The sequence below is a fragment of the Enterobacter sp. CCUG 70166 genome, from assembly GCF_020224095.1.
In the GTDB taxonomy this organism is placed as follows: Bacteria; Pseudomonadota; Gammaproteobacteria; order Enterobacterales; family Enterobacteriaceae; genus Enterobacter; species Enterobacter intestinihominis.
In genome coordinates this window covers 33,534-57,596 of sequence record NZ_NRIQ01000034.1, presented here as the reverse complement: position 1 = coordinate 57,596, position 24,063 = coordinate 33,534, and the positions used below count along the sequence as shown (strand labels likewise).

General features: G+C 56.3%; 29 protein-coding genes. 7 read left to right on the top strand and 22 right to left on the bottom strand.

Translation table 11 applies throughout. The annotated features are described in order from the left end of the window. From CKK19_RS14165 to fkpA, 9 genes are all read right to left on the bottom strand, one after another. Positions 1-215, bottom strand: a 215-nt coding sequence (locus CKK19_RS14165) for a GTP-binding protein (protein WP_000031663.1), incomplete at its 3' end; no start/stop codon positions are given. Between the two features lie 69 nt (positions 216-284). Further along, on the bottom strand, positions 285-2,399 hold the full coding sequence (gene fusA / locus CKK19_RS14160; protein WP_022649591.1) for an elongation factor G: 2,115 nt from the start codon (positions 2,397-2,399) through the stop codon (positions 285-287). Positions 2,400-2,495: 96 nt separating this feature from the next. Next, positions 2,496-2,966 carry a 30S ribosomal protein S7 gene (rpsG, locus tag CKK19_RS14155; RefSeq protein ID WP_003861706.1) on the bottom strand — a complete coding sequence of 157 codons (471 nt, stop codon included), beginning with the start codon at positions 2,964-2,966 and terminating at the stop codon, positions 2,496-2,498. Positions 2,967-3,062: 96 nt separating this feature from the next. After that, positions 3,063-3,437, bottom strand: coding sequence for a 30S ribosomal protein S12 (rpsL, locus tag CKK19_RS14150; RefSeq protein ID WP_000246815.1), 375 nt, complete (start codon positions 3,435-3,437; stop codon positions 3,063-3,065). Between the two features lie 124 nt (positions 3,438-3,561). Then, a complete protein-coding gene (gene tusB, locus CKK19_RS14145; protein ID WP_063853927.1) occupies positions 3,562-3,849 on the bottom strand; it encodes a sulfurtransferase complex subunit TusB in 288 nt (95 codons plus the stop codon). A gap of 7 nt (positions 3,850-3,856) precedes the next feature. After that, positions 3,857-4,216, bottom strand: a complete 360-nt coding sequence (tusC, locus tag CKK19_RS14140; RefSeq protein ID WP_023298759.1) for a sulfurtransferase complex subunit TusC — start codon at positions 4,214-4,216, stop codon at positions 3,857-3,859. Next, positions 4,216-4,602 (bottom strand): sulfurtransferase complex subunit TusD, encoded by a 387-nt coding sequence (gene tusD, locus CKK19_RS14135; protein WP_003861699.1) that lies wholly within the window; start codon positions 4,600-4,602, stop codon positions 4,216-4,218. The genes tusC and tusD overlap by 1 nt, the downstream gene beginning before the upstream one ends. Then, positions 4,602-5,324 carry a transcriptional regulator gene (locus tag CKK19_RS14130; RefSeq protein WP_003861697.1) on the bottom strand — a complete coding sequence of 241 codons (723 nt, stop codon included), beginning with the start codon at positions 5,322-5,324 and terminating at the stop codon, positions 4,602-4,604. The genes tusD and CKK19_RS14130 overlap by 1 nt, the downstream gene beginning before the upstream one ends. 167 nt (positions 5,325-5,491) lie before the next feature. Beyond that, complete coding sequence (gene fkpA, locus CKK19_RS14125; protein ID WP_003861695.1) at positions 5,492-6,310, bottom strand: FKBP-type peptidyl-prolyl cis-trans isomerase; 819 nt, start codon at positions 6,308-6,310, stop codon at positions 5,492-5,494. A gap of 238 nt (positions 6,311-6,548) precedes the next feature. On the opposite strand from fkpA, the gene CKK19_RS14120 reads away from it, so the two are divergent. Next, positions 6,549-6,767, top strand: coding sequence for a protein SlyX (locus CKK19_RS14120; RefSeq protein WP_023298761.1), 219 nt, complete (start codon positions 6,549-6,551; stop codon positions 6,765-6,767). A 51-nt stretch (positions 6,768-6,818) separates the two neighbouring features. On the opposite strand, the gene slyD is transcribed toward CKK19_RS14120, so the two are convergent. The 4 genes from slyD to kefG form a co-directional block, all read right to left on the bottom strand. Beyond that, on the bottom strand, positions 6,819-7,409 hold the full coding sequence (gene slyD / locus CKK19_RS14115; RefSeq protein ID WP_003861691.1) for a peptidylprolyl isomerase: 591 nt from the start codon (positions 7,407-7,409) through the stop codon (positions 6,819-6,821). A 94-nt stretch (positions 7,410-7,503) separates the two neighbouring features. Continuing rightward, positions 7,504-7,704, bottom strand: a complete 201-nt coding sequence (locus tag CKK19_RS14110) for a YheV family putative zinc ribbon protein (RefSeq protein ID WP_022649597.1) — start codon at positions 7,702-7,704, stop codon at positions 7,504-7,506. Between the two features lie 13 nt (positions 7,705-7,717). After that, a complete protein-coding gene (gene kefB / locus CKK19_RS14105) occupies positions 7,718-9,523 on the bottom strand; it encodes a glutathione-regulated potassium-efflux system protein KefB (protein ID WP_003861688.1) in 1,806 nt (601 codons plus the stop codon). Then, positions 9,523-10,074, bottom strand: a complete 552-nt coding sequence (kefG, locus tag CKK19_RS14100; protein ID WP_003861686.1) for a glutathione-regulated potassium-efflux system ancillary protein KefG — start codon at positions 10,072-10,074, stop codon at positions 9,523-9,525. The genes kefB and kefG overlap by 1 nt, the downstream gene beginning before the upstream one ends. A gap of 132 nt (positions 10,075-10,206) precedes the next feature. Here kefG and CKK19_RS14095 point away from each other — a divergent pair, with 132 nt between their 5' ends. Together CKK19_RS14095 and CKK19_RS14090 are read left to right on the top strand one after the other, a co-directional pair. Further along, positions 10,207-12,111: an ABC transporter ATP-binding protein gene (locus CKK19_RS14095; RefSeq protein WP_063152845.1), complete on the top strand. Its 1,905-nt coding sequence runs from the start codon at positions 10,207-10,209 to the stop codon at positions 12,109-12,111. A 15-nt stretch (positions 12,112-12,126) separates the two neighbouring features. Then, positions 12,127-13,059, top strand: coding sequence for a LysR substrate-binding domain-containing protein (locus tag CKK19_RS14090; protein WP_022649599.1), 933 nt, complete (start codon positions 12,127-12,129; stop codon positions 13,057-13,059). 102 nt (positions 13,060-13,161) lie between these two features. Here CKK19_RS14090 and mdcH read toward each other — a convergent pair whose 3' ends face one another. The 8 genes from mdcH to mdcA all read right to left on the bottom strand — a co-directional run bounded on the left by mdcH (position 13,162) and on the right by mdcA (position 20,208). Beyond that, positions 13,162-14,058: a malonate decarboxylase subunit epsilon gene (gene mdcH, locus CKK19_RS14085; RefSeq protein WP_063853928.1), complete on the bottom strand. Its 897-nt coding sequence runs from the start codon at positions 14,056-14,058 to the stop codon at positions 13,162-13,164. Then, a complete protein-coding gene (locus tag CKK19_RS14080) occupies positions 14,058-14,675 on the bottom strand; it encodes a malonate decarboxylase holo-ACP synthase (protein WP_022649601.1) in 618 nt (205 codons plus the stop codon). Before CKK19_RS14080 ends, mdcH begins: the two co-directional genes overlap by 1 nt. A gap of 2 nt (positions 14,676-14,677) precedes the next feature. Then, entirely contained in the window at positions 14,678-15,637 is a 960-nt protein-coding gene (locus CKK19_RS14075) for an AEC family transporter (protein WP_063853929.1), read from the bottom strand. Between the two features lie 123 nt (positions 15,638-15,760). Beyond that, complete coding sequence (gene mdcE, locus CKK19_RS14070; protein WP_003861675.1) at positions 15,761-16,561, bottom strand: biotin-independent malonate decarboxylase subunit gamma; 801 nt, start codon at positions 16,559-16,561, stop codon at positions 15,761-15,763. Further along, complete coding sequence (locus CKK19_RS14065) at positions 16,561-17,394, bottom strand: biotin-independent malonate decarboxylase subunit beta (protein ID WP_003861672.1); 834 nt, start codon at positions 17,392-17,394, stop codon at positions 16,561-16,563. Before CKK19_RS14065 ends, mdcE begins: the two co-directional genes overlap by 1 nt. Next, positions 17,387-17,686, bottom strand: a complete 300-nt coding sequence (mdcC, locus tag CKK19_RS14060; protein WP_000411786.1) for a malonate decarboxylase acyl carrier protein — start codon at positions 17,684-17,686, stop codon at positions 17,387-17,389. The genes CKK19_RS14065 and mdcC overlap by 8 nt, the downstream gene beginning before the upstream one ends. 9 nt (positions 17,687-17,695) lie before the next feature. Beyond that, complete coding sequence (locus CKK19_RS14055) at positions 17,696-18,553, bottom strand: triphosphoribosyl-dephospho-CoA synthase (RefSeq protein ID WP_022649605.1); 858 nt, start codon at positions 18,551-18,553, stop codon at positions 17,696-17,698. Then, on the bottom strand, positions 18,553-20,208 hold the full coding sequence (gene mdcA / locus CKK19_RS14050; protein ID WP_023298766.1) for a malonate decarboxylase subunit alpha: 1,656 nt from the start codon (positions 20,206-20,208) through the stop codon (positions 18,553-18,555). Before mdcA ends, CKK19_RS14055 begins: the two co-directional genes overlap by 1 nt. Positions 20,209-20,436: 228 nt before the next feature. On the opposite strand from mdcA, the gene CKK19_RS14045 reads away from it, so the two are divergent. From CKK19_RS14045 to CKK19_RS14035, 3 genes are read left to right on the top strand one after another with little or no spacing between them, the layout of a single operon-like run. Beyond that, complete coding sequence (locus CKK19_RS14045; RefSeq protein WP_063853931.1) at positions 20,437-21,459, top strand: hydrolase; 1,023 nt, start codon at positions 20,437-20,439, stop codon at positions 21,457-21,459. After that, positions 21,456-21,674 (top strand): YheU family protein, encoded by a 219-nt coding sequence (locus tag CKK19_RS14040; RefSeq protein ID WP_022649608.1) that lies wholly within the window; start codon positions 21,456-21,458, stop codon positions 21,672-21,674. Before CKK19_RS14045 ends, CKK19_RS14040 begins: the two co-directional genes overlap by 4 nt. Positions 21,675-21,703: 29 nt before the next feature. After that, positions 21,704-22,573: a phosphoribulokinase gene (locus CKK19_RS14035; protein ID WP_003861663.1), complete on the top strand. Its 870-nt coding sequence runs from the start codon at positions 21,704-21,706 to the stop codon at positions 22,571-22,573. Positions 22,574-22,658: 85 nt separating this feature from the next. Here CKK19_RS14035 and CKK19_RS14030 read toward each other — a convergent pair whose 3' ends face one another. Further along, positions 22,659-23,063, bottom strand: coding sequence for an OsmC family protein (locus tag CKK19_RS14030; protein WP_022649609.1), 405 nt, complete (start codon positions 23,061-23,063; stop codon positions 22,659-22,661). Between the two features lie 310 nt (positions 23,064-23,373). Here CKK19_RS14030 and crp point away from each other — a divergent pair, with 310 nt between their 5' ends. After that, positions 23,374-24,006, top strand: a complete 633-nt coding sequence (gene crp / locus CKK19_RS14025; RefSeq protein ID WP_000242758.1) for a cAMP-activated global transcriptional regulator CRP — start codon at positions 23,374-23,376, stop codon at positions 24,004-24,006. The last annotated feature ends 57 nt before the right edge of the window (positions 24,007-24,063 follow it).

The window sequence follows — 24,063 nt, the reverse complement described above, 5'->3', positions numbered from 1 at the left end:
GTGTCATACTCAACGTGAGAAGTGTTGATGGTGATACCACGAGCTTTTTCTTCTGGTGCGTTATCGATCTGGTCGAAAGCACGAGCAGCACCGCCGTAGGTTTTAGCCAGTACGGTAGTGATTGCAGCAGTCAGGGTAGTTTTACCATGGTCAACGTGGCCGATAGTACCAACGTTGACGTGCGGTTTTGTACGTTCAAATTTTTCTTTAGACACGGCTATATTCCTTACTATAGTGCTCTCCCCTTCGGAGAGAGCACGGGACTTAGGTTTTAATCCTGTGGATTACTTACCACGGGCTTCGATAACGGCCTGAGCAACGTTGTTCGGCGCATCATCATACTTCAGGAATTCCATAGTGTATGATGCACGACCTTTGGTCAGAGAACGCAGCTGAGTTGCATATCCGAACATTTCAGACAGCGGAACTTCAGCGTGGATCTTAACGCCAGTTACTTCGGATTCCTGACCACGCAGCATACCGCGACGACGGCTCAAGTCACCGATAACGTCACCGGTGTTCTCTTCCGGAGTTTCTACTTCAACCTTCATGATTGGCTCAAGCAGAACTGGTTTTGCTTTCTTAAAGCCTTCTTTAAAGGCAATAGACGCAGCCAGTTTAAACGCCAGTTCAGAGGAGTCAACGTCGTGGTAAGAACCGAAGTGCAGACGAACACCCATGTCTACAACCGGGTAACCAGCCAGAGGACCAGCTTTCAGCTGCTCCTGGATACCTTTATCAACGGCAGGGATGTATTCGCCAGGAATTACACCACCTTTGATGTCGTTGATGAACTCGTAACCTTTAGGGTTAGAGCCCGGCTCCAGTGGGTACATGTCGATCACAACGTGACCGTACTGACCGCGACCACCAGACTGCTTAGCGTGTTTACCTTCAACATCGGTAACTTTCGCGCGAATCGCTTCGCGGTAAGCAACCTGAGGTTTACCCACGTTCGCTTCAACGTTGAATTCACGCTTCATACGGTCAACGATGATGTCCAGGTGCAGTTCACCCATACCAGCGATGATGGTCTGGTTAGATTCTTCATCAGTCCATACGCGGAATGATGGGTCTTCTTTCGCCAGACGGCCCAGAGCCAGACCCATTTTTTCCTGGTCAGCTTTGGTTTTTGGTTCAACCGCGATGGAGATTACCGGCTCAGGGAATTCCATACGCTCCAGAATGATCGGGTGATCCGGGTCACACAGGGTGTCACCAGTAGTCACGTCTTTCAGACCGATAGCAGCAGCGATGTCGCCCGCACGAACTTCTTTGATCTCTTCACGTTTGTTAGCGTGCATCTGTACGATACGGCCAAAACGTTCACGCGCCGATTTCACGGAGTTCAGGATGGTGTCACCGGAGTTAACCACACCAGAGTAAACGCGGAAGAAGGTCAGGTTACCCACGAATGGGTCGGTAGCAATTTTGAACGCCAGCGCAGAGAACGGCTCGTCATCACTTGCGTGACGCTCAGCCGGAGTATCTTTACCGTCGTCCAGGATGCCGTTGATCGCAGGAACGTCAACCGGGGATGGCAGGTAGTCAACTACCGCATCCAGCATTGCCTGAACACCTTTGTTCTTGAACGCAGAACCACAGGTTACCAGGATGATTTCGTTGTTCAGAACACGCTGACGCAGAGCAGATTTGATCTCTTGCTCAGTCAGTTCTTCACCACCCAGGTATTTCTCCATCAGCTCTTCAGAAGCTTCTGCTGCGGATTCGATCAGGTTCTGGTGCCATTCGTCAGCCAGGTCCTGCATCTCTGCCGGGATATCTTCGTATTCGAAGGTAACGCCCGCATCTGCTTCGTTCCAGTTGATGGCTTTCATTTTCACCAGGTCGATAACACCGGTGAAGCCTTCTTCAGCACCAATTGCCAGCTGAAGCGGAACAGGGTTCGCGCCCAGACGGGTTTTGATCTGGCCAACAACTTTCAGGAAGTTAGCACCCATACGGTCCATTTTGTTAACGAACGCGATGCGTGGAACTTTATATTTGTTAGCCTGACGCCATACGGTTTCAGACTGTGGCTGAACACCACCAACTGCGCAATAAACCATTACCGCGCCGTCAAGAACACGCATGGAACGTTCTACTTCGATGGTGAAGTCAACGTGCCCTGGGGTGTCGATGATGTTTACGCGATGCGGTTCGTACTGCTTAGCCATACCTGACCAGAAAGCAGTAGTCGCTGCGGAGGTGATAGTAATACCACGCTCCTGCTCCTGTTCCATCCAGTCCATGGTGGCTGCGCCGTCATGAACTTCACCGATTTTATGGTTTACACCGGTGTAGAACAGAATACGTTCGGTAGTAGTGGTTTTACCGGCGTCGATGTGCGCACTGATACCGATGTTACGGTAGCGTGCGATGGGTGTTGTACGAGCCATTTGATTCCTCGTTTATATCTTTAGGCGTTCAGTTAAGTTACCCAGAGCGGGCGGCTTCTCTGAAGCGCCCGCCTGGTGACTACGACTCCGAAGGGATTACCAACGGTAGTGTGCGAACGCCTTGTTGGCTTCTGCCATACGGTGAACGTCTTCACGTTTCTTAACTGCAGTACCTTTGTTTTCTGCAGCATCAGAAAGTTCGTTCGCCAGACGCAGAGCCATGGATTTATCACCGCGTTTACGAGCAGCTTCAACGATCCAACGCATTGCCAGAGCATTACGACGAACCGGACGAACTTCAACTGGAACCTGATAAGTAGAACCACCAACGCGGCGAGACTTAACTTCTACAGTCGGGCGCACGTTGTCGAGAGCGACTTCGAAAGCTTCCAGTTCATTTTTACCAGAACGCTGAGCCAGGGTCTCCAGCGCGCTGTATACGATTGCTTCTGCAGTAGATTTTTTACCATCTACCATCAGGATATTTACAAATTTTGCCAGCAGTTCTGATCCGAATTTCGGATCTGGAAGAATTTTACGCTGACCAATGACGCGACGACGTGGCATGGGATTACTCCGTTGTTAATTCAGGATTGTCCAAAACTCTACGAGTTTAGTTTGACATTAAGATAAATCAGTTTGGCCTTACTTAACGGAGAACCATTAAGCCTTAGGACGCTTCACGCCGTACTTGGAGCGAGCCTGCTTACGGTCTTTAACACCTGAGCAGTCCAGCGCACCACGAACGGTGTGGTAACGAACACCCGGAAGGTCTTTAACACGACCGCCACGGATCAGGATCACGGAGTGCTCCTGAAGGTTGTGACCTTCACCACCGATGTAGGAAGTCACTTCGAAACCGTTAGTCAAACGCACACGGCATACTTTACGCAGTGCGGAGTTTGGTTTTTTAGGAGTGGTGGTATATACACGAGTACATACGCCACGTTTCTGCGGGCAGGCTTCCAGCGCAGGCACGTTGCTTTTTGCAACTTTGCGTGCACGTGGTTTGCGTACCAGCTGGTTAACTGTTGCCATTAAATAGCTCCTGGTTTTAGCTTTTGCTTCGTAAACACGTAATAAAACGACCTCATACAATATGAGGACGCGAAATTTTAGGGCTACGTCGAAAAGGTGTCAAGAAATATACAGCGATCTCAAATCACCAGTTCATTTGACTGGCGTGCGTCACAGTAAGATTGACGAAATCAGTATAGCCAACCACGTCAATTTTGGCTGAAATTTGACCAGAAAGACCCCGCGCATCCAGATCCTCTTTAAGCGCAGAGACTGTTATGGGGGCATTAGCGAGGATTTCAACAAAACGGCTGCCGTCAAGCGTCGCGAGCACACCATCCTGAATCAGCAGCAGATCATCGCCTTCGCGCAGCATGCTCAGTAACGTGTCGATATCGCATTGCCACGGTGAACGGCTCAGGGTATGGAGCATGATAGCCTCAGAAAGTCAGAACGGTATCGTAGTGAGAAAGTTGTTCGCGCAGCGCAGAAGATGTCAGGATCGTCACGTCCAGCACGAACGGTATTTTCTCATTTAACCCACGAGCGGCCAGCGAGTCGGCGCACACATAGAAGGTTTCAATGTCATAGAGCGGCAGAACTTTAAAGGTCGCAATGTAGTCGCGCGCAAGAATGGCCTGCGGTTGTTGGCCTGCCAGAAGCTGGAATACGCCATCGCCTAAAAAGAAGACGCCAATATCTTCGGTTAAAGCCGAGGTCGCGAGCAATGCATCCAGCCCTTCCCGGCCTGAAGCGCTGCCATGCGGGGCAGAAGTAAAAACAAACGCTACGCGCTTCATCAAAATTGCACCACTCTGTCGCAGGTCAACGCCGCCTGTGCTAATGCGCCTAATCCGCTGAGCGAAAAGCCCGGTTGCAGGTTAGCCCCTGCCAGACCAAGGCGTTCGGCTTCAGTCGCATCCGTCACGCCGCGACGCAGTGCCGCCGCGACGCAGATATGCAGGTCGACGCCCTGCGTTTCGTTTAATTTTTGCCAGGCGCGCACAAGGTCAAACTCATCGCTCGCCGGGGACGTAAACTGGTTCGCGTTATAGACCCCTTCACGATAGAAGAAGACGCTTGCCAGTTCATGACCGGCATCAAGCAGCGCATGGGCAAACTGTAGCGCGCTGCTGGCCTGCTGGGTACCGTACGCCGGGCCCGTCACCATTAACGCAAAACGCATTACTTGTCTTGCCCCAGGAAGTCGCCGCTTTTGAACTGGCGAATATAGAGGTAAACCGTGTGTTTGGAGATATTCAGGCGATCGGCCACCTGGTTGATGGCATCTTTGATATCAAAAATCCCTTTCTCATAGAGGTTCAGGACGATCTGACGATTCTTGGCGTTGTTGGATACGTTGCGATCGGCATTCACCTCTTCAATGGTGAACTCCAGCGTCTGTGTCACGAGATCCTCAACAGAAGAGGCAAAGTTCACCGATGAGCCCACGTCCGGCGTTTCTGGCGGAATGAAAGTGCTCATGATTTGCGAGAATGGCACATCAAGGTTCATGTTGATGCACAGCAGACCGATCACCCGGTGTTCGCGGTTTCGAATCGCGATAGTTTCTGATTTCATCAGCACGCCGCTTTTGGCGCGGGTGAAATAGCATTTTGAGACGCTGCTGTCCGCGCCGGTCATGTCATGCAACATACGCAATGCAAGGTCGGTGATTGGCGAACCAATTTTACGGCCAGTGTGCTCACCATTCGCAATGCGGATAGCGGAACACTTAAGATCTTGCAGGGAATGCAATACGATTTCGCAGTGGGAACCAATGAGCATCGCTAACCCGTCCACTACCGCTTCGTAGGATTTCAGAATATCGAAGTCGGTCTGGTCAAATGGACGTTGATCCAGCAAATCAAGTTCACTGGTTTCGTTGGTTAAAAGCGACCTGGACATGAAAAAAACACTCCTTTTCAGGAGCCTGTCGTTAGGTTTTCAGGGCAGGCTCATTATCTACACGGACAACTAAATTAATACAGCGTGTATAACGCTTTCCAGTGTTAATTATATCTGCCCCACAATAAAAAAACCGCCGCCTGTAAAGGCGGCGGTTTTTTTCAGCATTACTTCTTAGCTGCTGCGGCTTTGTCGTCAGCCGGTGCGTCTGTTTTCGCATCCGCTTTCGGCGCCGGTTTGATGTCCAGCAGTTCTACATCAAATACCAGCGTAGAGTTAGCCGGGATACCCGGAACGCCGGTTTTGCCGTAAGCCAGATCCGGTGGGATGACCAGCTTGATTTTACCGCCTTTCTTGATGTTCTTCAGGCCTTCGGTCCAGCCCGGGATCACACCGTCCAGACGGAAGGAGAGAGGCTCACCGCGAGTATAAGAGTTATCGAACTCTTTACCGTCGATCAGCGTACCTTTGTAGTTAACTACAACGGTGTCGCTGTCTTTAGGCGCGTCGCCGGTACCTTCTTTCTCAACTTTATAGATCAGGCCAGTAGAAGACGTTTTAACGCCTTTCTCTTTAGCGAACTTATCGCGGTAGGCTTTGCCTTTCGCTTCGTTATCTTTAGCGTCTGCTTCCATCTTGGTCTGAGCGGCGCCTTTCACGCGCGCTTCAAACGCTTGCAGAGTCTGCTCGATTTCCTGGTCAGACAGTTTGCTCTTGTCTGCGAACGCATCCTGAACCCCTGCGATCAGCTGGTTTTTGTCCAGTTTGATGCCCAGTTTCTCTTGTTCTTTCAGAGAGTTTTCCATGTAACGGCCCAGAGACGCGCCAAGTGCGTAGGCGGATTTCTGGTCGTCATTCTTGAATGCCGCTTTGCTGTCTGTAGTCGCAGCAGGCTTCGCAGCAGTATCAGCAGCGAAAGACAGCGGCGCATTGAGCGCTACAGCCATAGTGGTCGCCAGCAGCGTAACTTTAAACAGTGATTTCATCCATATCTCCAGGACCTGAGGTCTCTCACCCCAGTGTTAAACGTAAATGAGTGACGTACTATAAAACGTTGTGGAAGAAATCTACAGACAGACTCCCCCGAATGTCGCTTCTTTTCAGACTATTTTTGTTTAAATAAGTTTCTTGTCAGGGAGATGGATACTGTACTTAAGGAAAAAGTCAGATAAACTTCGCCGCCGCTGGTCCATTATGGCGCATGAGAGATAAACGAGGTGAATGATGAAGGATACAACGATCGAAGCGAGACTGGCTGAGCTGGAAAGCCGCCTGGCTTTTCAGGACATCACCATCGAAGAACTGAACCAGACCGTGACGGCTCATGAGCTTGAAATGGCAAAAATGCGCGATTTGATGCGACTTCTCACTGAAAAAGTGAAGGCAACGCAGTCGTCGCACATCGCCTCTCAGGCTGAAGAGACGCCACCACCTCATTATTGAGGCGTAAAAAAAGCGGGATTATCCCGCTTTTTTATTTTCCGCAGTACGGAATCAGTGGCAGCCGCAGCCGCCGTTACCGCAACCACCTTTACCGTGGCCGTGGTCATGACCATGATCGTGGCCGTGACCACCGCAGCAGCCGTCGTGGCCGTGATCGTGGTCATGGTCGTGACCGTGCGCACCATGAACGTGGCCATGAGCCAGCTCTTCTTCGGTCGCTTCACGGATAGCAACAACTTCTACGTTGAACTTCAGGTTCTGACCAGCCAGCATGTGGTTGCCGTCAACCACAACGTGGTCGTCTTCAACTTCTGTGATTTCAACCGGAACCGGACCCTGGTCAGTTTCAGCCAGGAAGCGCATGCCAACCTGCAACTCGTCAACGCCCATGAACACGTCTTTAGGAACGCGCTGAACCAGGTTGTCATCATACTGACCGTAAGCGTCGTTCGCGCCGACAGCAACGTCGAATTTGTCGCCAACTTCATGACCTTCCAGCGCCGTTTCCAGGCCGGAAATCAGGGAACCGTGACCATGCAGGTAGTCCAGCGGCGCACTCACCGGAGACTCATCAACCAACACACCGTCTTCTGTACGTACCTGATAGGCCAGGCTGACCACCAGGTCTTTTGCTACTTTCATGATATCTCCTGAGCGTGGGAAAATTGCTGGCGCAGATTGTAGCGGAATTCTGCACCCGTGTACCCTTAAGCTTAAAAAAACTCAGAGCATATCGCTAGTCTGGATGAAAAATGCCGATCACTTGCTCTTCTTTGCGAACGTGATCGCGGGCTTCTTTGTCGGCCTCACGCATCTGGTGACCGCACTTAACACATTCAACAATATCGATATTATTCTCCCGCCACATGGCCAGCGTATCTTGCGCCTGGCAGGACGGGCATTTTGCGCCCGCGATAAAGCGTTTACGTAAAGCCATCTTTCGTTACCCTTTATTCAAATTCATCCCAGCCGTCGAGCTGGCGTCGTTCCTGTTGCATCTCACGCTGGAAGATCTCCTCCAGTTCGCGACGCGCTTCCCGCACGCGGGAGATCTGCGCCGTGTCGCTGTGCACAGGCATCAGTTCACGCAGCATTCGCATATCCAGCCGGCGGAAATGCATCTGGGCGCGTTGCGCCTGGTGAGGATGCATACCCAGCGAAACCAGCGCCTTGCGCCCCAGCTCCAGCGCGCTGGAGAAGGTTTCGCGGGAGAAGTGTTTCACACCCGCCTGCAAAAGTTCGTGAGCCTCAACACGTCCGCGCGCACGCGCCAGAATATGCAGATGCGGGAAATGCTGCTGGCACAGCTCCACCAGCTTCATTGTGTCTTCCGGATCGTTACAGGTGATGACGATGGACTCCGCAGCCTCTGCGCCCGCCGAGCGCAACAGCTCAAGCTGCGTCGCATCCCCGTAGTACACCTTATAACCATATTTGCGCATCAGGTTGACGGCGCTGATATCGCGCTCCAGCACCGTAATGCGCATTTTATTTGCCATCAACAGGCGACCAATCACCTGTCCGAAGCGGCCAAAGCCCACGACGATCACCTGCGGTTTATCATCTTCCACCCACGGCGCTTCGTCTTCATCGTCTGCGGGATTAAGACGGCGCGACAGCAGTTTGTCCACCAGCTTCATCAGCAGCGGCGTGGTCATCATCGACAGCGTGACCGTCACCAGCAGCAGCGCCATCTGGTCATCTTTAAACAGCTTCTGTGACGACGCAGTGGAAAACAGCACAAACGCAAACTCTCCGCCCTGACTTAACACGCTGGAAAACTGCATCCTTTCCGAGCTGCGCAGCCCGTAAATCCTCGCGAGGAGATACAGCACCAGCGTTTTGACCGCCACCAGCACGGCGACACTCGCAATAACCCACAGCAGATGGGTATAGAGCACGCCAAGATTAAGCGCCATACCCACCGAGATAAAGAACAGCCCTAACAGCAGCCCCTTAAACGGATCGATGGCGGTCTCCAGCTCGTGGCGGTACTCGCTTTCCGCAAGCAGCACCCCGGCGATAAACGTCCCGAGCGCCATCGACAGCCCCAGCGCATCCATAAACAGCGCTGAACCAAGCACCAGCAGCAGCGTTGCGGCGGTGAAGACCTCGCGTACGCCGGATGCCGCAATAAACCGGAACACTGGACGCAGTAAAAACCGTCCGCCGATCAGCATCCCCGCGAAGGCCAGCACCTTCATGGAGATCTTCATCCAGTCGAAATGATCGTCTCCGGAGCCTGCCAGCAGCGGCACCAGCGCCAGCGCCGGGATCACCGCTAAATCCTGGAACAGCAGCACCGAAAAGCCCAGTTGCCCCGCCTCGTTGCGGTTCATCCCTTTGTCGCGCATCAGCTGAAGCGCCATCGCCGTCGACGACATCGCAAGACCGATCCCGCCAATCACCGCGGCCTGCCAGGAAAACTGCGTCAGCATCAGCAGGCCCGCCAGAATGGCGGCGCTGAGCAATACCTGCGCCGCCCCGACGCCAAAAATAGATTGCCGCAGTTGCCACAGCTTGGACGGATTAAGCTCAAGCCCGATGATAAACATCAGGAACACCACGCCCAGCTCGGAGAAGTGGAGAATTTCATCCACATCGCTGATAAACCCAAGCCCCCAGGGACCAATGGCTATCCCCGCCAGCAAATAGCCCAGCACCGCGCCAATGCCGAGACGCGCGGCAAGGGGGACCGCGACGACGGCGGCAAACAAAAACAGCACCCCGGCGAGGAGTAAATTCGAACCGTCCATTAGCGTCCTCCCGCCGGAATCGGTGACGCCAGCCATTCGCCATAGGCCCTGGCATGGCTCGCCAGCGCTTTCGGATCCTGCCGCCGTGCCCAGTAGATAATAATCGGGCTCATCCAGTGCATACGGCACATCGCCGCCGTCAGCTCAAACGGCCGCAGAATGTCGCTCATGGGGTAACGGTTCAGCCCGTCGTGACGGTAAGCGCTTTCCGGCTCACCGGTGGTGATGACACTCCGCCAGTACTTTCCCGCCAGCTGGTTGCCCCCCACCCCGCTGGAAAAGCCCCGGCTCAGCACGCGGTCCAGCCACTCTTTCAGCAGCGCCGGACAGCTATAGGTATAAAGCGGATGCTGGAACACAATCACGTCGTGCTGACGCAGCAGTTCCTGCTCGTAAGGAATATCAATAAAGAAATCGGGATAGTGCGCGTAGAGATCGTGCACCGTTACGTTACTGAGCTGTGTGGCCGGCTTAAGCAGCACCCGGTTTGCCACCGAGTCCTGTGATTCCGGATGGGCATACAGCAGCAGCACTTTCGCTGTCTGAGACATCACTCCCCTCCCGGTTCTGTTTTTGTGTATTGTTGTCGTTTTGGGCTACCATGGCGGCCCGGTGGGGAAATTGGCCCACACCTTACATTATCATAATGACAAATTAACATAGTCGGAACATACGGCGCTTCTATGATTGTTTTCTCCTCGTTACAAATTCGTCGCGGCGTGCGCGTCCTGCTGGATAACGCGACTGCTACCATCAACCCGGGCCAGAAAGTGGGGCTGGTCGGCAAAAACGGCTGCGGTAAATCCACCCTGCTGGCACTGCTGAAAAACGAGATAAGCGCGGATGGCGGGAACTTTACCTTCCCGGGCAACTGGCAGCTCGCCTGGGTAAACCAGGAGACCCCCGCGCTGAGCGAACCGGCGCTCGACTATGTTATCGACGGCGACCGTGAATACCGCAAGCTCGAAGCGGAGCTCAACGCCGCCAACGAACGCAACGACGGCCACGCCATCGCCACCGTCCACGGCAAGCTGGACGCCATCGACGCCTGGACCATTCGCTCCCGCGCCTCCAGCCTGCTGCACGGCCTGGGCTTCAGCAACGAACAGCTTGAACGCCCGGTGAGCGATTTCTCGGGTGGCTGGCGTATGCGCCTTAACCTGGCGCAGGCGCTGATCTGCCGCTCTGACCTCCTGCTGCTCGATGAACCGACCAACCACCTCGATCTCGATGCGGTTATTTGGCTGGAGAAGTGGCTCAAGAGCTATCAGGGCACTCTGATTCTGATCTCCCACGACCGCGACTTCCTCGACCCGGTGGTGGATAAAATCATTCATATCGAACAGCAAAGCCTGTTCGAGTACACCGGCAACTACAGCTCTTTCGAGCGCCAGCGCGCGACGCGCCTCGCCCAGCAGCAGGCGATGTATGAAAGCCAGCAGCAGCGCGTGGCGCACTTGCAAAGCTTTGTGGATCGCTTCAAGGCCAAGGCGTCAAAAGCCAAGCAGGCGCAGAGCCGCGTCAAAATGCTGGAACGCATGGAGATGATTGCCCCCGCGCACGTGGATAACCCGTTCCACTTCAGCTTCCGCGAGCCGGAGAGCCTGCCGAACCCGCTGCTGAAGATGGAAAAAGTGAGCGCGGGCTATGGCGATCGCATTATTCTCGACTCTATCAAGCTCAACCTGGTGCCGGGTTCACGCATAGGTCTGCTGGGGCGTAACGGCGCCGGTAAATCGACGCTGATCAAGCTGCTGGCGGGCGAGCTTAACCCGGTCAGCGGCGAAATCGGGCTGGCGAAGGGCATCAAGCTTGGCTACTTCGCTCAGCATCAGCTGGAATTTTTACGCGCCGATGAATCGCCGATCCAGCACCTGGCGCGCCTGGCGCCGCAGGAGATGGAGCAGAAGCTGCGCGACTACCTCGGCGGCTTTGGCTTCCAGGGCGATAAGGTGACTGAAAATACAGCGCGTTTCTCCGGCGGCGAAAAAGCGCGTCTGGTGCTGGCGCTGATCGTCTGGCAGCGTCCAAACCTGCTGCTGCTCGATGAACCGACCAACCACCTCGATCTCGACATGCGTCAGGCGCTGACCGAAGCGCTGATCGAGTTCGAAGGGGCGCTGGTTGTCGTTTCGCACGATCGCCACCTGATCCGCTCCACCACCGACGATCTCTATCTGGTTCACGGCGGCAAAGTGGAACCGTTCGACGGCGACCTGGAAGATTACCAGCAGTGGCTGACGGACGTGCAGAAGCAGGAAAACCAGCCGGAAGAGTCAGCGAAAGACAACGCCAACAGCGCCCAGGCGCGTAGAGACCAGAAGCGCCGTGAAGCGGAACTGCGCACCCAGACTCAGCCGCTGCGTAAAGAGATTACCCGTCTCGAAAAAGAGATGGAAAAGCTTAACGCCACGCTTGCCGCCGTCGAAGAGAAGCTGGGCGACAGCGAACTGTACGATCAGAGCCGCAAAGCGGAGCTGACGGACTGTCTGCAAACGCAGGCGAAAACTAAATCCAGTCTCGAAGAGTGCGAAATGGCATGGCTGGACGCGCAGGAACAGCTGGAAGCGATGCTGCAAGCCGACTAACACGCCGGGAGGGTTATGGGCTTCGATACCACGAGCGAGATTACATTCCGTAAGCTCAGCATCTTCATGACGTTCATGGACAAGGGCAATATCGCACGTACCGCCGAAACGCTCGGCCTGAGCGGTGTCAGCGTGCACCGCGCGCTGCATACCCTCGAAGAGAACGTCCGCTGCCCGCTCTTTGCTCACAAAGGGCGTAACCTGATTGCCCTCCCCTCCGCGTGGACGCTGCTGGAGTATTGTCAGGAGGTGATGCAGGTGATGGAGCGCGGACTGGAAGAGTCGCGCAAGATTGCCGGTATCGGCCAGGGACGGTTGCGCGTCGGTACGCTTTACTCGCTGACGCTGGAAACCGTGCCGCGCCTGATAATGGGCATGAAGCTGCGCCGTCCGGATCTGGAGATGGATCTGACGATGGGCTCGAATGAAACCCTGCTCCATATGCTGGATGAGGGGTCGCTGGATGCGATTTTAATCTCTATCTCCGAGAGCGATATCGACCGTAACAGCCTCGAAGTGCTGCCCCTGTTCCATGACGATATTTTCCTTGCCGCACCGGCCTCTGCCACGCTGAATACCAGCGGTCCCGCCGATCTGCGTGACTATAAAGATCAGAAGTTTGTCGCCCTCGCGGAAGGGTTCGCCACTTACGCCGGGTTTCAGGAAGCGTTTCATATTGCCGGTTTCGAGCCGGAGATTGTGACGCGGGTAAACGATATTTTCTCGATGCTGAGCCTGGTACAGGCGGGGGTCGGGTTTACGCTGATGCCGGGCAGGATGAAGAAAGTGTACGAAAATTCGGTGCAGCTACTGAAGCTGGCACAGCCGTACCAGATGCAGCAGCTGATTGCGATCGTCTTTGCCCGCAACCGCGAGCAGGATCCGAGCCTGCGAGCATTGGCCGCGGAAGGGCGGATGTACGCCAGAAGTTTGCAGGACGGAGCCTGAGGCCTTGCCGGGTGGCGACGCGTTGCGTCTTACCCGGCCTACAAAATAATACAACCGAACCCGTAGGCCCGGTAAGGCGCAGCCGCCACCGGGCAAAAAAACTCACGCACGCAGTCGACCCGCCAGATGCACCGCCACGTCCACCCCGCTGCGCTCCAGCGAAATGGATTCGCCTTCCCACGCCGCCTGCCGCGTCAGGCAGGTTAATATGCCTCCCGGCGGCATCTCAATCGCCAGCCGCGCTTCACGCTCGTTAGCGGAAATCACCGCCTCCTGCCAGCGCACGGTTCGCGCCATGTTCATTGCCAGATCGTCGGCAATTTTCTCCGGCTGCCAGAGCACGCGTCCGGTACTGCCGCTCAGGTACGCGCAGCGGGGACGGGAAAGCGTGACCGATTCAAACGCCGCTGCCAGCTTCTTCGCCGGTTCCGCCAGCAGCGCGCAGTGCGATGGCACGCTCACCGCCAGCCGTTTGGCCTTGCTTGCACCCTTCGCCAGCGCGCGCTCCGCCACCTGCGCCATACCGTCATCGGTTCCGGCAATCACGATCTGCGTTTCGGCGTTCAGGTTAGCGATATAGGTTCCAGTCCCCTGAATCAGGTTCTCCACCTGCGGCAGGGTCAACCCCATAATCGCCGTCAGGCCGTAGCCGTGCGGATACGCCTGCTCCATCAAATCACCGCGCAGCGCCACCAGCTTCAGCGCATCCGTAAAGTCCAGCGAGCCTGCGATAACCGCCGCAGGATAAGCGCCAATGGACAGACCGCTGACAATATCCGGCGACACGCCGCGACGTTCCAGCTCGCGCGCCCAGGCCACGCCGGCAATCAGCAGTGAAAGCTGAACCGCACGGGTGTGGGTTAACGAGGATGCGCTGTCCAGGGTATCGACTTCCGCCGCCAGCACAGCACGGGCCTGCTCCAGCTCCGTTCCCGGCAGGTTTTGCAGCATACCTTCGTGCTGTGTGCCCTGCCCCGGAAAGGTAAACAGTATTTTCATTACTCCTCCCTGTGCCATGGATCCGCTACCAGGCGCGGTCCACATTGCGTTTTTAGCAGCGTTTTGCCGTCGCGTAACCATTCTGCCAGCGCGAATCCGCCCTCGGGCGTGTCCACCTGCGTATCCGCCCGGCACAACGCACGGTTGAGCTGAGCCTGCCAGTCAGTAAACGCCTCAGGGGAAACGGTACGCGGGGCGCGGATCAGCAGATCGAGATCGCTATCGGCGTGGATCACCGGAATGCCGGTCGCCAGCGCGTAACCCGTACTACCGGTTATCCCCCACGTCCACGGCCACGACTGCTGCGCAAGCTGAAGTGCCACCTGAACCGGCGGCTGAGTGACAAACGGCGAACGCAGCAGGTCGGCGGCAACGCTCAACTCTTCGGGCGACACCACGCGCAACGCGTTCTCAGGCTTCACCCATCCGGCCGCCCGCTGGTCGCGGCGCAATCCGCGCACGCCAACGGGAATACGGCCTTCATTATCAACATCACGCCGCACCACTACCGGTAGCCCGGTATGCCAGGCCGCGTCTACCCAGGATTCGGTAATCCCTTCCAGAGCGTCGCGCGCGGTAAGCCAGATGAGGTCGTGTGGGCGTAATGTTGTGGTCATAATTACATTCCTGAAGTCAGCGAGATAAACAGCGGCAGCGACAGAATACACAGTATGGAGCTCAACAGCAGCACGGCTTCAGCATCCGGCGACTGCACGCCAAAGCGGTTACCGAACACCACGCCAAAGAAGCCCGCAGACAGCGCAATCATCAGGATGGCGGTGATCGCCACGGAGCCGTGCAGACCGAAGATTAAAACGATACCCCAGGCAATCGCTGGCTGGACCAGCAGCTTGGCGATAGTGGAAGTGATCACCATGGTGTTGATCTGAAGCTTACGCGCGGAGAGGATCACCCCGGTCAGGAACAGCGCCGCAGCGGTCGCGGACAGTCCCAGAGGTTTAATCGCCGCCAGTACCAGCTCTGGCATTTTGATGCCGATAGCGGACAGGATCACCCCCAGCAGCGGGCCCATCACGATCGGTTTTTTAATGGAGCGCCACATCAGCACCGGCAGCATGGAAAGCGTTGAACCGGAGTTATTGCCCTCGGCGCGCGCTTTTTCACGCTCCAGAATAAGCAGGCAGAACGGGGTCATCAGCACCGAACCACAGGCGATGGAGACCGCCACGGAGAGTGAAGTAGAAGAACTTTCACCCAGCACGCTGCCCAGAATCGGCAGGCCGAGCGCCGCATAGTTTGGCAGGGCGACGGTCAGCGTCAGTACAGCCGCATCCTGCGGAGATTTTTTAAAGACTTTGGTGGCGAGGAAGTAGATGGCCGCATAGGTGATCCACATCGCCAGGGTGAGCACCAGGATCAGCGGCGACTGCGCCACAATGCCGGTCCACGGGGTTTGCACGGTGGCGCTGAACAGCGCGGCAGGGAGTGCAAAATCCATAACGAAGATATTCAGCAGGGAAACATTTTTGTTATCGACCATCTTTGCTTTACCGGCCCAGAATCCCAGCAGCATGATGACGAAAATCGGTGCAAGAGCATGAACAATTACGTAAGTCATAAATCACCTGTAGTAAAAAAGTTTAAGCACTGGCGCGATGTTTATTATTTTCAGGATGCAGGTTCCCGCGTGGACGCAACGGGCGCGCCCACGGGGTAATGCATCTGGCAGGTCTCTTTTTACTTACCAGCTGGCTCGCATACGTTCACGTACGAGCGCCGAGCTGCGGCGGTTGTCAGCACCCAGACGGTTTTTCAACGTGGTGTCCTGACGAGCGTCGCTGATGGCCTGTTGCAGGGTAGTTTTCACCCGCGTCAGATCGCTTTCGGAAGGGGCATCCGGGTTGCTGATATCCAGCAGGTCGGAGAGCAGCCCCAGCGTGGCGTAGTTGCTGATGTCGTACGCCATTGGCGGAATGGTTGCCGCCAGTTTTTCCAGCGCCTCCACGGTACGCAGCGTAATGCGCGCCGCAGACTCTTTGCCCATGGCATGGATCAGCACGCCTTTATCGTTGAAGGCAATCAGGCGGTTAGCCTGGTAGCCGTGCGCCAGAAACGCGCCGGACATGGCCTTACCGACGATAAGACCAATCACCGGATGCCCCGCCAGCCGCGCATTGGCATAGGCGGCAGCGGCGCCGGCCAGCGCCTGGTGGATACCAAACGCCTCTTCGCGACGGCCATAGGCCTGGCTTGGGACATCGATCACCGCCACAATCGGGCGCTTCACGGCTTTATCGGCGTCAGCGGCGACGGTTTCGCTGACCACTTTTGCCAGCGTCCAGCCCTCCAGCAGCCCCACTTCCCCTTGCGCCGCGCGCGGGAAGTGGTTGTTGGCGTCCGGCACCACGGCGACAAAGCGCACCGTTTCACCGTTCAGCTCGCCGTCTGCCGCCTGCACGGACGGGCATAACCCCTCCAGACGTTTCGCGTTCGGGGCCAGAGTTTCCAGCCAGAGTTCGCCACGGCTAATTGAGTTAGTCATCATTTCACCTCCCGGGCAAAAAGCGCTTTAATCTGTTCGGCATCGGCCTGTTTGCGGGTGTCGAAATTCGTCAGACGGTTCAGGTAATCGTCGTAGTTATCGGTGCGATGTTTCGCCGGTACGCCTTTGGCGATGGCCTCGTTCATCGCGGCTTTCACCGCGTTCACGCCGTCGCCCACCAGCGCGTCCACCAGCCCACTTTCATAGCGCACTTCGCCGCCGGTCATGCTCCAGATAAACGGACGGTCGCGGGAGTCATACTCTTCAATGCCCGCTTCCTGCTCAATAACCTGCGGGCCGTTGAGGCCAAGACGCGCTTCGCGGGTCACAATCAGGTAGCTGCACAGCGCCGCGGCGATAGACATCCCGCCGAAGCAGCCCACGGTCCCGGCGACAATCCCGACAACCGGGGTATAGCGACGCAGGTCAACGATCGCGGCGTGGATATCGGCAATCGCCGCCAGGCCAAGGTTGGCTTCCTGCAAACGTACGCCGCCGGTTTCGAGGCACAGTACCGCCTGAGTCGGAATGCCGTTGCGGTTATCTTCCGCCGCCAGCTCCAGCGCCGCCGCCATTTTGGCACCGGACACTTCGCCCATGCTGCCGCCCTGGAAGGTGCCTTCAATCGCCACCACCACTGCAGGCTGGCCGTTGATGGTCCCTTTCGCGACTACCATGCCGTCATCGGCCTGAGGAACAATCCCCTGTGGCCCAAGCCACGGAGAGATAATGCCTTCAAACGGATCCAGCAGTTCGCGGTAGCTGCCGTCGTCGAGCAGCGCCTGCGCACGCTGGCGCGCTTTTAATTCGATAAAGCTGCTGTCATCACGCATGGTTCACCCCTTCAAAAACCTGTTCGATACGAATGCGTGCCACGCCCGGCGTCGCGCCGAAGTCGTGGATGGTCAGCTTACCTGCGGGCAGGCTGCTGACGGTTTGCAGGCGATTGAACAACGCCTCCCAGCGCCCACGGCTGTTGTCGACGGAGGTGGTGATATCAATGGTTAAGGTCTGGCCCGGTTCGGCGGTGAAAAGCACCTCCATATCCCCGGAACCGACTACCCCTGCCAGCGCCCTGCCGCTTACTTCGCGGCTGGCGGGCACGGTCAATGTGATTTTTTCCATAACATCCTCTTAATGCTTTGAATAGGGCGTTTCGACGCGGTCAAGAAACAGCGTGGCGGCAAGCAGGTCTGCGGCTCCGCCCGGCGAGGCGTTAAGCGTCAGCATCTGACGGTCTAACCGCGCCAGCGCCTGCTGCCCCGCAAGTGTTGCGCATCCTCCCGCGTTCAGCACCGCACGGGCGCCGTTCTGCATGGCATCCAGCCCCTCCATGCCGGCGCGCGACAGCACGCAGGTGTCGGTGAGCGAGGTCATGATCGCCATCAGCGCGTCGAGTCTGGCCTGCGTTTCGCTGCTGCCGTTGAGACGGCTGAGGTGAAGCTGCGGCAGCGCGCGCTGCATGATGTGCGGAAACGCCTGCTGAGCCTCTTCACGCGCGCCCGGTACACGGTAGCGGTGCGTGACGCGTAACCCCTTGCTGAATACTTTCGGCGCCGCGTCATCCGGCAGTTTCGCCAGCTGAGCGGCGGTGTTCGCGACGGTTTGCGCCCGGGCATCGCCGCCCAGCATCGCCACCGCGCTCACCAGCAATCCCAGCGCCCAGATCGCGCCACGGTGTGTGTTCACGCCGTCGGTAGCGGCCATCATCTGCCGTTCGCCTTCACGACCCAGGCGGCCAACGGTTTGCCTGAGGGCAATATCCGCCGGACGCTGCCAGCTCTGTTGCGCCAGCGCCTGAAACGTGGGGGTCAGGCTGTGAGCGGAGCGCTCCATCAGCGCAAGCGATAAATCGTGATGCGCGCCGTTCCCCCGGCTGTCCACCAGACCGGGCTTCGGGCTTAAACGTGCTTCGTCAATCAGACACTGCGTGGCGGTTCGCGCCAGCCATTCGGCACCGCCTTCAACCTGGATCTGGGGCAGAAGTTTCATTACCAGCTCCGGAATTTCGCAGGTGGGTTATACAGGCCGCCGGACCACTCAACGAGGTCAGCCACGCTGCCCGCAGCCAGCAGAGAGCGGGTGGCATCGGTACGACGAATGCCCATATCTTCCGGATACACAACCTTGCCGCTCTGGCGCAGTTCCGCCACGCGTTTGGCGTCAACGCCCAGACCGATATCGGTGATACCCGCCACGGCGGCGACCATGGCGCGACGCTCTTCCAGATCTTTCGCCCGGTAGAGGTAAGCAATCCCCTCTTCCGTCAGCACGTGGGTGACGTCATCGCCGTAAATCATAACCGGCGCCAGCGGCATGCCGGAGGCTTTCGCCACGTCTACGGCGTCGAGTTTCTCCACGAAGGTTGGCTTCACGCCCGCCTGGAAGGTTTCCACCATCTGCACAACCAGCTTTTTACCGCGCTGCATCGGGTCAGGCTCGGTGATCATGTTCAGCCAGGCCGGAGTGGCGTGGCGACGACCGTGCGGATCGTGGCCCATGTTTGGTGCGCCGCCGAAGCCGGAGAGACGGCCGCGGGTCACGGTTGAGGAGTTAGCGTAACCATCAACCTGTAGCGTGGAACCGATAAACATGTCGACCGCGTACTGACCAGCCAGCTGACAGAAGGCGCGGTTAGAGCGCATGGAGCCGTCAGCACCGGTAAAGAACACGTCCGGACGGGCGCGGATGTACTCTTCCATCCCCAGCTCGCCGCCGAAGCAGTGGACGCTCTCCACCCAGCCGCTTTCGATGGCCGGGATCAGCGTTGGATGCGGGTTCAAAGTCCAGTGTTTACAGATTTTGCCTTTGAGTCCGAGCTGTTCGCCGTAGGTTGGCAGCAGCAGTTCGATCGCTGCGGTATTAAAGCCAATCCCGTGGTTCAGGGACTGCACCTGGTGTTCAGCGTAGATGCCTTTAATCGCCATCATCGCCATCAGGATGTGTTCCTGTTTAATCAGGCGCGGGTCGCGGGTGAAGAGCGGCTCAATAAAGAACGGCTTGTCCGCCACCACCACGTAATCGATCCACGAGCCCGGAATATCGACGCGCGGCAGGTCGCACTCGTCGTCCACCAGCTCGTTCACCTGTGCGATGACGATGCCGTCGTGGAACGCGGCGGCTTCCACCAGCGCCGGGGTATCTTCGGTACTCGCCCCGGTGTAGAGGTTACCTTTACGGTCCGCTTTAAAACCGGCAATCAGCGCCACATTTGGCGAAAGGTCGACGTATAAACGTGAGTAGAGTTCGATGTAGGTGTGAATCGCCCCGATTTCGAGCTGACCATCTTCCAGAAGCTGCGAAATGCGCAGGCTTTGCGTACCGGAGAAGGAGAAGTCGAGCTTGCGGGCGATGCCTTTCTCAAAGATGTCCAGATGTTCGCTGCGGCCCACGCTCGGCATGATCATATGCAGATCGTGCACGATTTGCGGGTTCACTTCGGCCAGTGAACGGGAAAGGAAATCCGCCTGCTTCTGGTTGTTGCCTTCCAGAACGACTTTGTCGCCTGGTGCGATCAGTTTTTCCAGCATGGCGACAAGATCGCCGGTTGGCAGTACCTTGCCCTGCACCGGTACGGACGCCAGACGACGCGCTTTCTCGCTGCGTCGGGTGTTCCATTGCCGGGTGGGTGTTTGCCCAGATAACATTATTAACCTCCTGATTCAGCACATCATTCTGATTTGCTTAACGTTGAGTAAAGTGTGCGCTCTGGTGAGAAAGGCATCAATTAAGCGTAGGACGTAATCATTAGCCTGAGAGTAATAATCAAGGTAAAGAAATGTGATCGGGATCAGTTCATGTTTCGGAAAAACGGGCTAAACGGGGTACAATTCGGAAGGTATAGTTAATTTCTGACAAGAATCAGCATCGCCCTTATGACCCAAATCATTCCCTCAGACTTCGACATTGCAGCCGAAGAGAGCGCAGAGTTCGTGCCCATGCGCGGTGTGGCTAACCCTCACCTGCAAACCATGCTGCCGCGCCTGATCCGCCGCAAGGTGCAGTTCAACCCCCACTGGCAGCGCATTGACCTGCCGGACGGTGACTTTTTGGATCTCGCCTGGAGCGAAGATCCGGATCGGGCCAGATATAAGCCCCGTCTGGTGGTGTTTCACGGCCTGGAAGGCAGCCTGCACAGCCCTTACGCACACGGTCTCATTGAGGCGGCGAAAGCCCGCGGCTGGCTTGGGGTGGTGATGCATTTTCGCGGATGCAGCGGCGAGCCTAACCGTCAGAAACGCATTTATCACTCGGGTGAAACCGAGGACGGCTCCTGGTTCCTGCGCTGGCTAAGAGACAATTTCGGCGAAGCACCAACGGCAGCGGTGGGGTATTCGCTGGGCGGGAATATGCTGGCCTGCCTGCTGGCGAAGGAGAGCGACGCCGTACCGCTGGATGCGGCGGTGATTGTCTCTGCGCCCTTTATGCTGGAGCAGTGCAGTTATCATATGGAAAAGGGGTTTTCGCGGGTCTATCAGCGTTATCTGCTCAACCTGCTGAAAGCCAACGCCGCACGTAAACTTAAGGCCTATCCGGATACGCTGCCTGTGACGCTGCAACAGCTCAAACGCGTGAAGCGCCTGCGCGAATTTGATGATTTGATCACCTCGAAAATTCACGGCTTTGCCGATGCGATTGACTATTACCGTCAGTGCAGCGCCATGCCTTTACTGAATCAAATCACGAAACCCACGCTGATTATCCACGCCAAAGACGATCCGTTTATGGATCATCACTCGATCCCCGCCCCTGACTATCTGCCGGATAACGTGGAGTATCAGCTCACCGAGTTCGGCGGGCACGTCGGCTTTGTTGGCGGCACGCTGCGTCGGCCAAAAATGTGGCTTGAGACGCGTATACCCGACTGGTTAACGGCCTATCTGGACGGTAAAAAATGATTATTCCCTGGCAGGATCTCTCTCCCGACACGCTCGATAATCTGATTGAAAGCTTTGTCTTGCGCGAAGGCACCGATTATGGTGAACATGAACGTTCGCTTGAACAAAAGGTCAGCGATGTGAAGCGCCAGCTTAAAAGCGGCGACGTGGTGCTGGTATGGTCCGAACTGCATGAGACGGTGAATATCATGCCCCGCAACGCGTTTCATGGCTGATCTTACACTTTTCCAGTCAGGGAGTTGCTATGTCTGCCAGACATCCGGTTATTGCCGTTACGGGTTCGAGTGGGGCGGGAACCACTACCACCAGCCTCGCCTTCCGCAAGATTTTCGCCCAGCTTAACTTACGGGCGGCAGAGGTAGAGGGCGACAGCTTTCACCGCTACACGCGCCCGGAGATGGATATGGCCATCCGCAAGGCGCGCGATCTGGGTAAACACATCAGCTATTTTGGCCCGGAGGCCAATGACTTCGGCCTGCTGGAGCAAACCTTCCGTGAATACGGGCAGAGCGGCACCGGGCAGTCCCGCAAGTATCTCCATACCTACGATGAAGCCGTGCCCTGGAACCAGGTCCCCGGCACGTTCACGCCCTGGCAGCCGCTGCCGGAACCGACTGACGTGCTGTTTTACGAAGGATTGCACGGCGGCGTGGTGACGCCTCAGCACGACGTGGCGCGCCATGTGGATTTGCTGGTGGGAGTGGTGCCGATTGTTAACCTTGAGTGGATCCAGAAGCTGACGCGTGACATGAGCGAGCGCGGCCATTCGCGAGAGGCGGTAATGGATTCGGTGGTGCGCTCCATGGAAGATTACATCAACTTCCTGACGCCGCAGTTCTCCCGAACCCACATTAACTTCCAGCGCGTCCCCACCGTGGACACCTCCAACCCGTTCGCCGCAAAAAGCATCCCTTCCCTGGACGAGAGCTTTGTAGTGATCCACTTCCGCAACCTGGAAGGCATCGATTACCCCTGGCTGCTGGCGATGCTACAAGGTTCGTTTATTTCGCACATGAATACGTTAGTGGTACCGGGCGGAAAAATGGGGCTGGCGATGGAGCTGATCATGACGCCGCTGGTGCAGCGGCTGATGGAAGGAAAGCAAATCGCGTGAGTTGTTTTGCCCGGTGGCGCTACGCTTACCGGGCCTACGGGCGTGCTTTTGTAGGGCGGGTAAGCGAAGCGCCACCCGCCAAAAATTAAGCCTCGATCACTTCATACGAATGGGTGATGTTTACCGCTTTCTCCAGCATTAGCGCCACAGAGCAGTATTTCTCCGCAGACAGGTCAACCGCACGCGAGACCGCCGCATCCTTCAGTTCTTTGCCGGTGACGATAAAGTGCAGATTAATATGCGTGAACAGACGTGGCGCCTCTTCGCGACGTTCTGACGTCAGCTTCACTTCACAATCGGTCACGTCATGACGGCCTTTTTGCAGGATCGACACCACGTCGATCGCACTGCATCCACCTGCCGCCATCAGCACCATTTCCATCGGGCTTGGGGCTTTATCGCCGGAGTTGCCATCCATCAAAACCTGGTGCCCGGAAGCAGACTCGCCCAGGAACGTTAACCCTTCAACCCATTTCACACGCGCTTGCATATTCACTCACTCCAACGTTGCATTTTTTATGACAGATTACGTGTACGTTACATTTCTCGCAACGGAAGGCGACCTGCGTCATGCTGAAGCGAGACACCAGGAGACACGCGGCGAAAGCTATGCTAAAACACTCTGGATGCTACAGTAATACATTGACGTTACACATGTATGCAGAGGACATCAAACTTTACTGGCTGCGAAACGTTACGACAGCCGACTTCCCAGGTATGGGTAAGAATTCGATTGCAACCCCAGAGTCCGGATGCATCTTATGACTCTGGTGACAGCTTATAACAGAGGATAACAGCGCATGGTGCTTGGCAAACCGCAAACAGACCCGACTCTCGAATGGTTCTTGTCTCATTGCCACATTCATAAGTACCCATCAAAGAGCACGCTGATTCACCAGGGTGAAAAAGCGGAAACGTTGTATTACATCGTTAAAGGCTCGGTGGCCGTGCTGATCAAAGATGAAGAAGGGAAAGAGATGATCCTTTCTTATCTGAACCAGGGCGATTTTATCGGTGAACTGGGCCTGTTTGAAGAAGGCCAGGAACGTAGCGCCTGGGTTCGTGCAAAAACAGCATGTGAAGTGGCTGAAATTTCTTACAAGAAATTCCGTCAGCTGATTCAGGTCAACCCTGACATCCTGATGCGTCTTTCTTCCCAGATGGCACGCCGTCTGCAAGTGACCTCTGAGAAGGTGGGTAACCTCGCCTTCCTGGACGTGACCGGTCGTATCGCGCAGACTCTGTTGAACCTGGCGAAACAGCCAGACGCCATGACCCACCCTGACGGTATGCAAATTAAAATTACCCGCCAGGAAATCGGTCAGATCGTCGGCTGCTCCCGTGAAACAGTGGGCCGTATCCTGAAGATGCTGGAAGATCAAAACCTGATCTCCGCCCACGGTAAAACCATCGTGGTTTACGGGACCCGTTAATTCCGGTAAAACGGCGTGCCGCCGCAGGGTGGCACGCCGTTTTTGTCTCTACTCCTT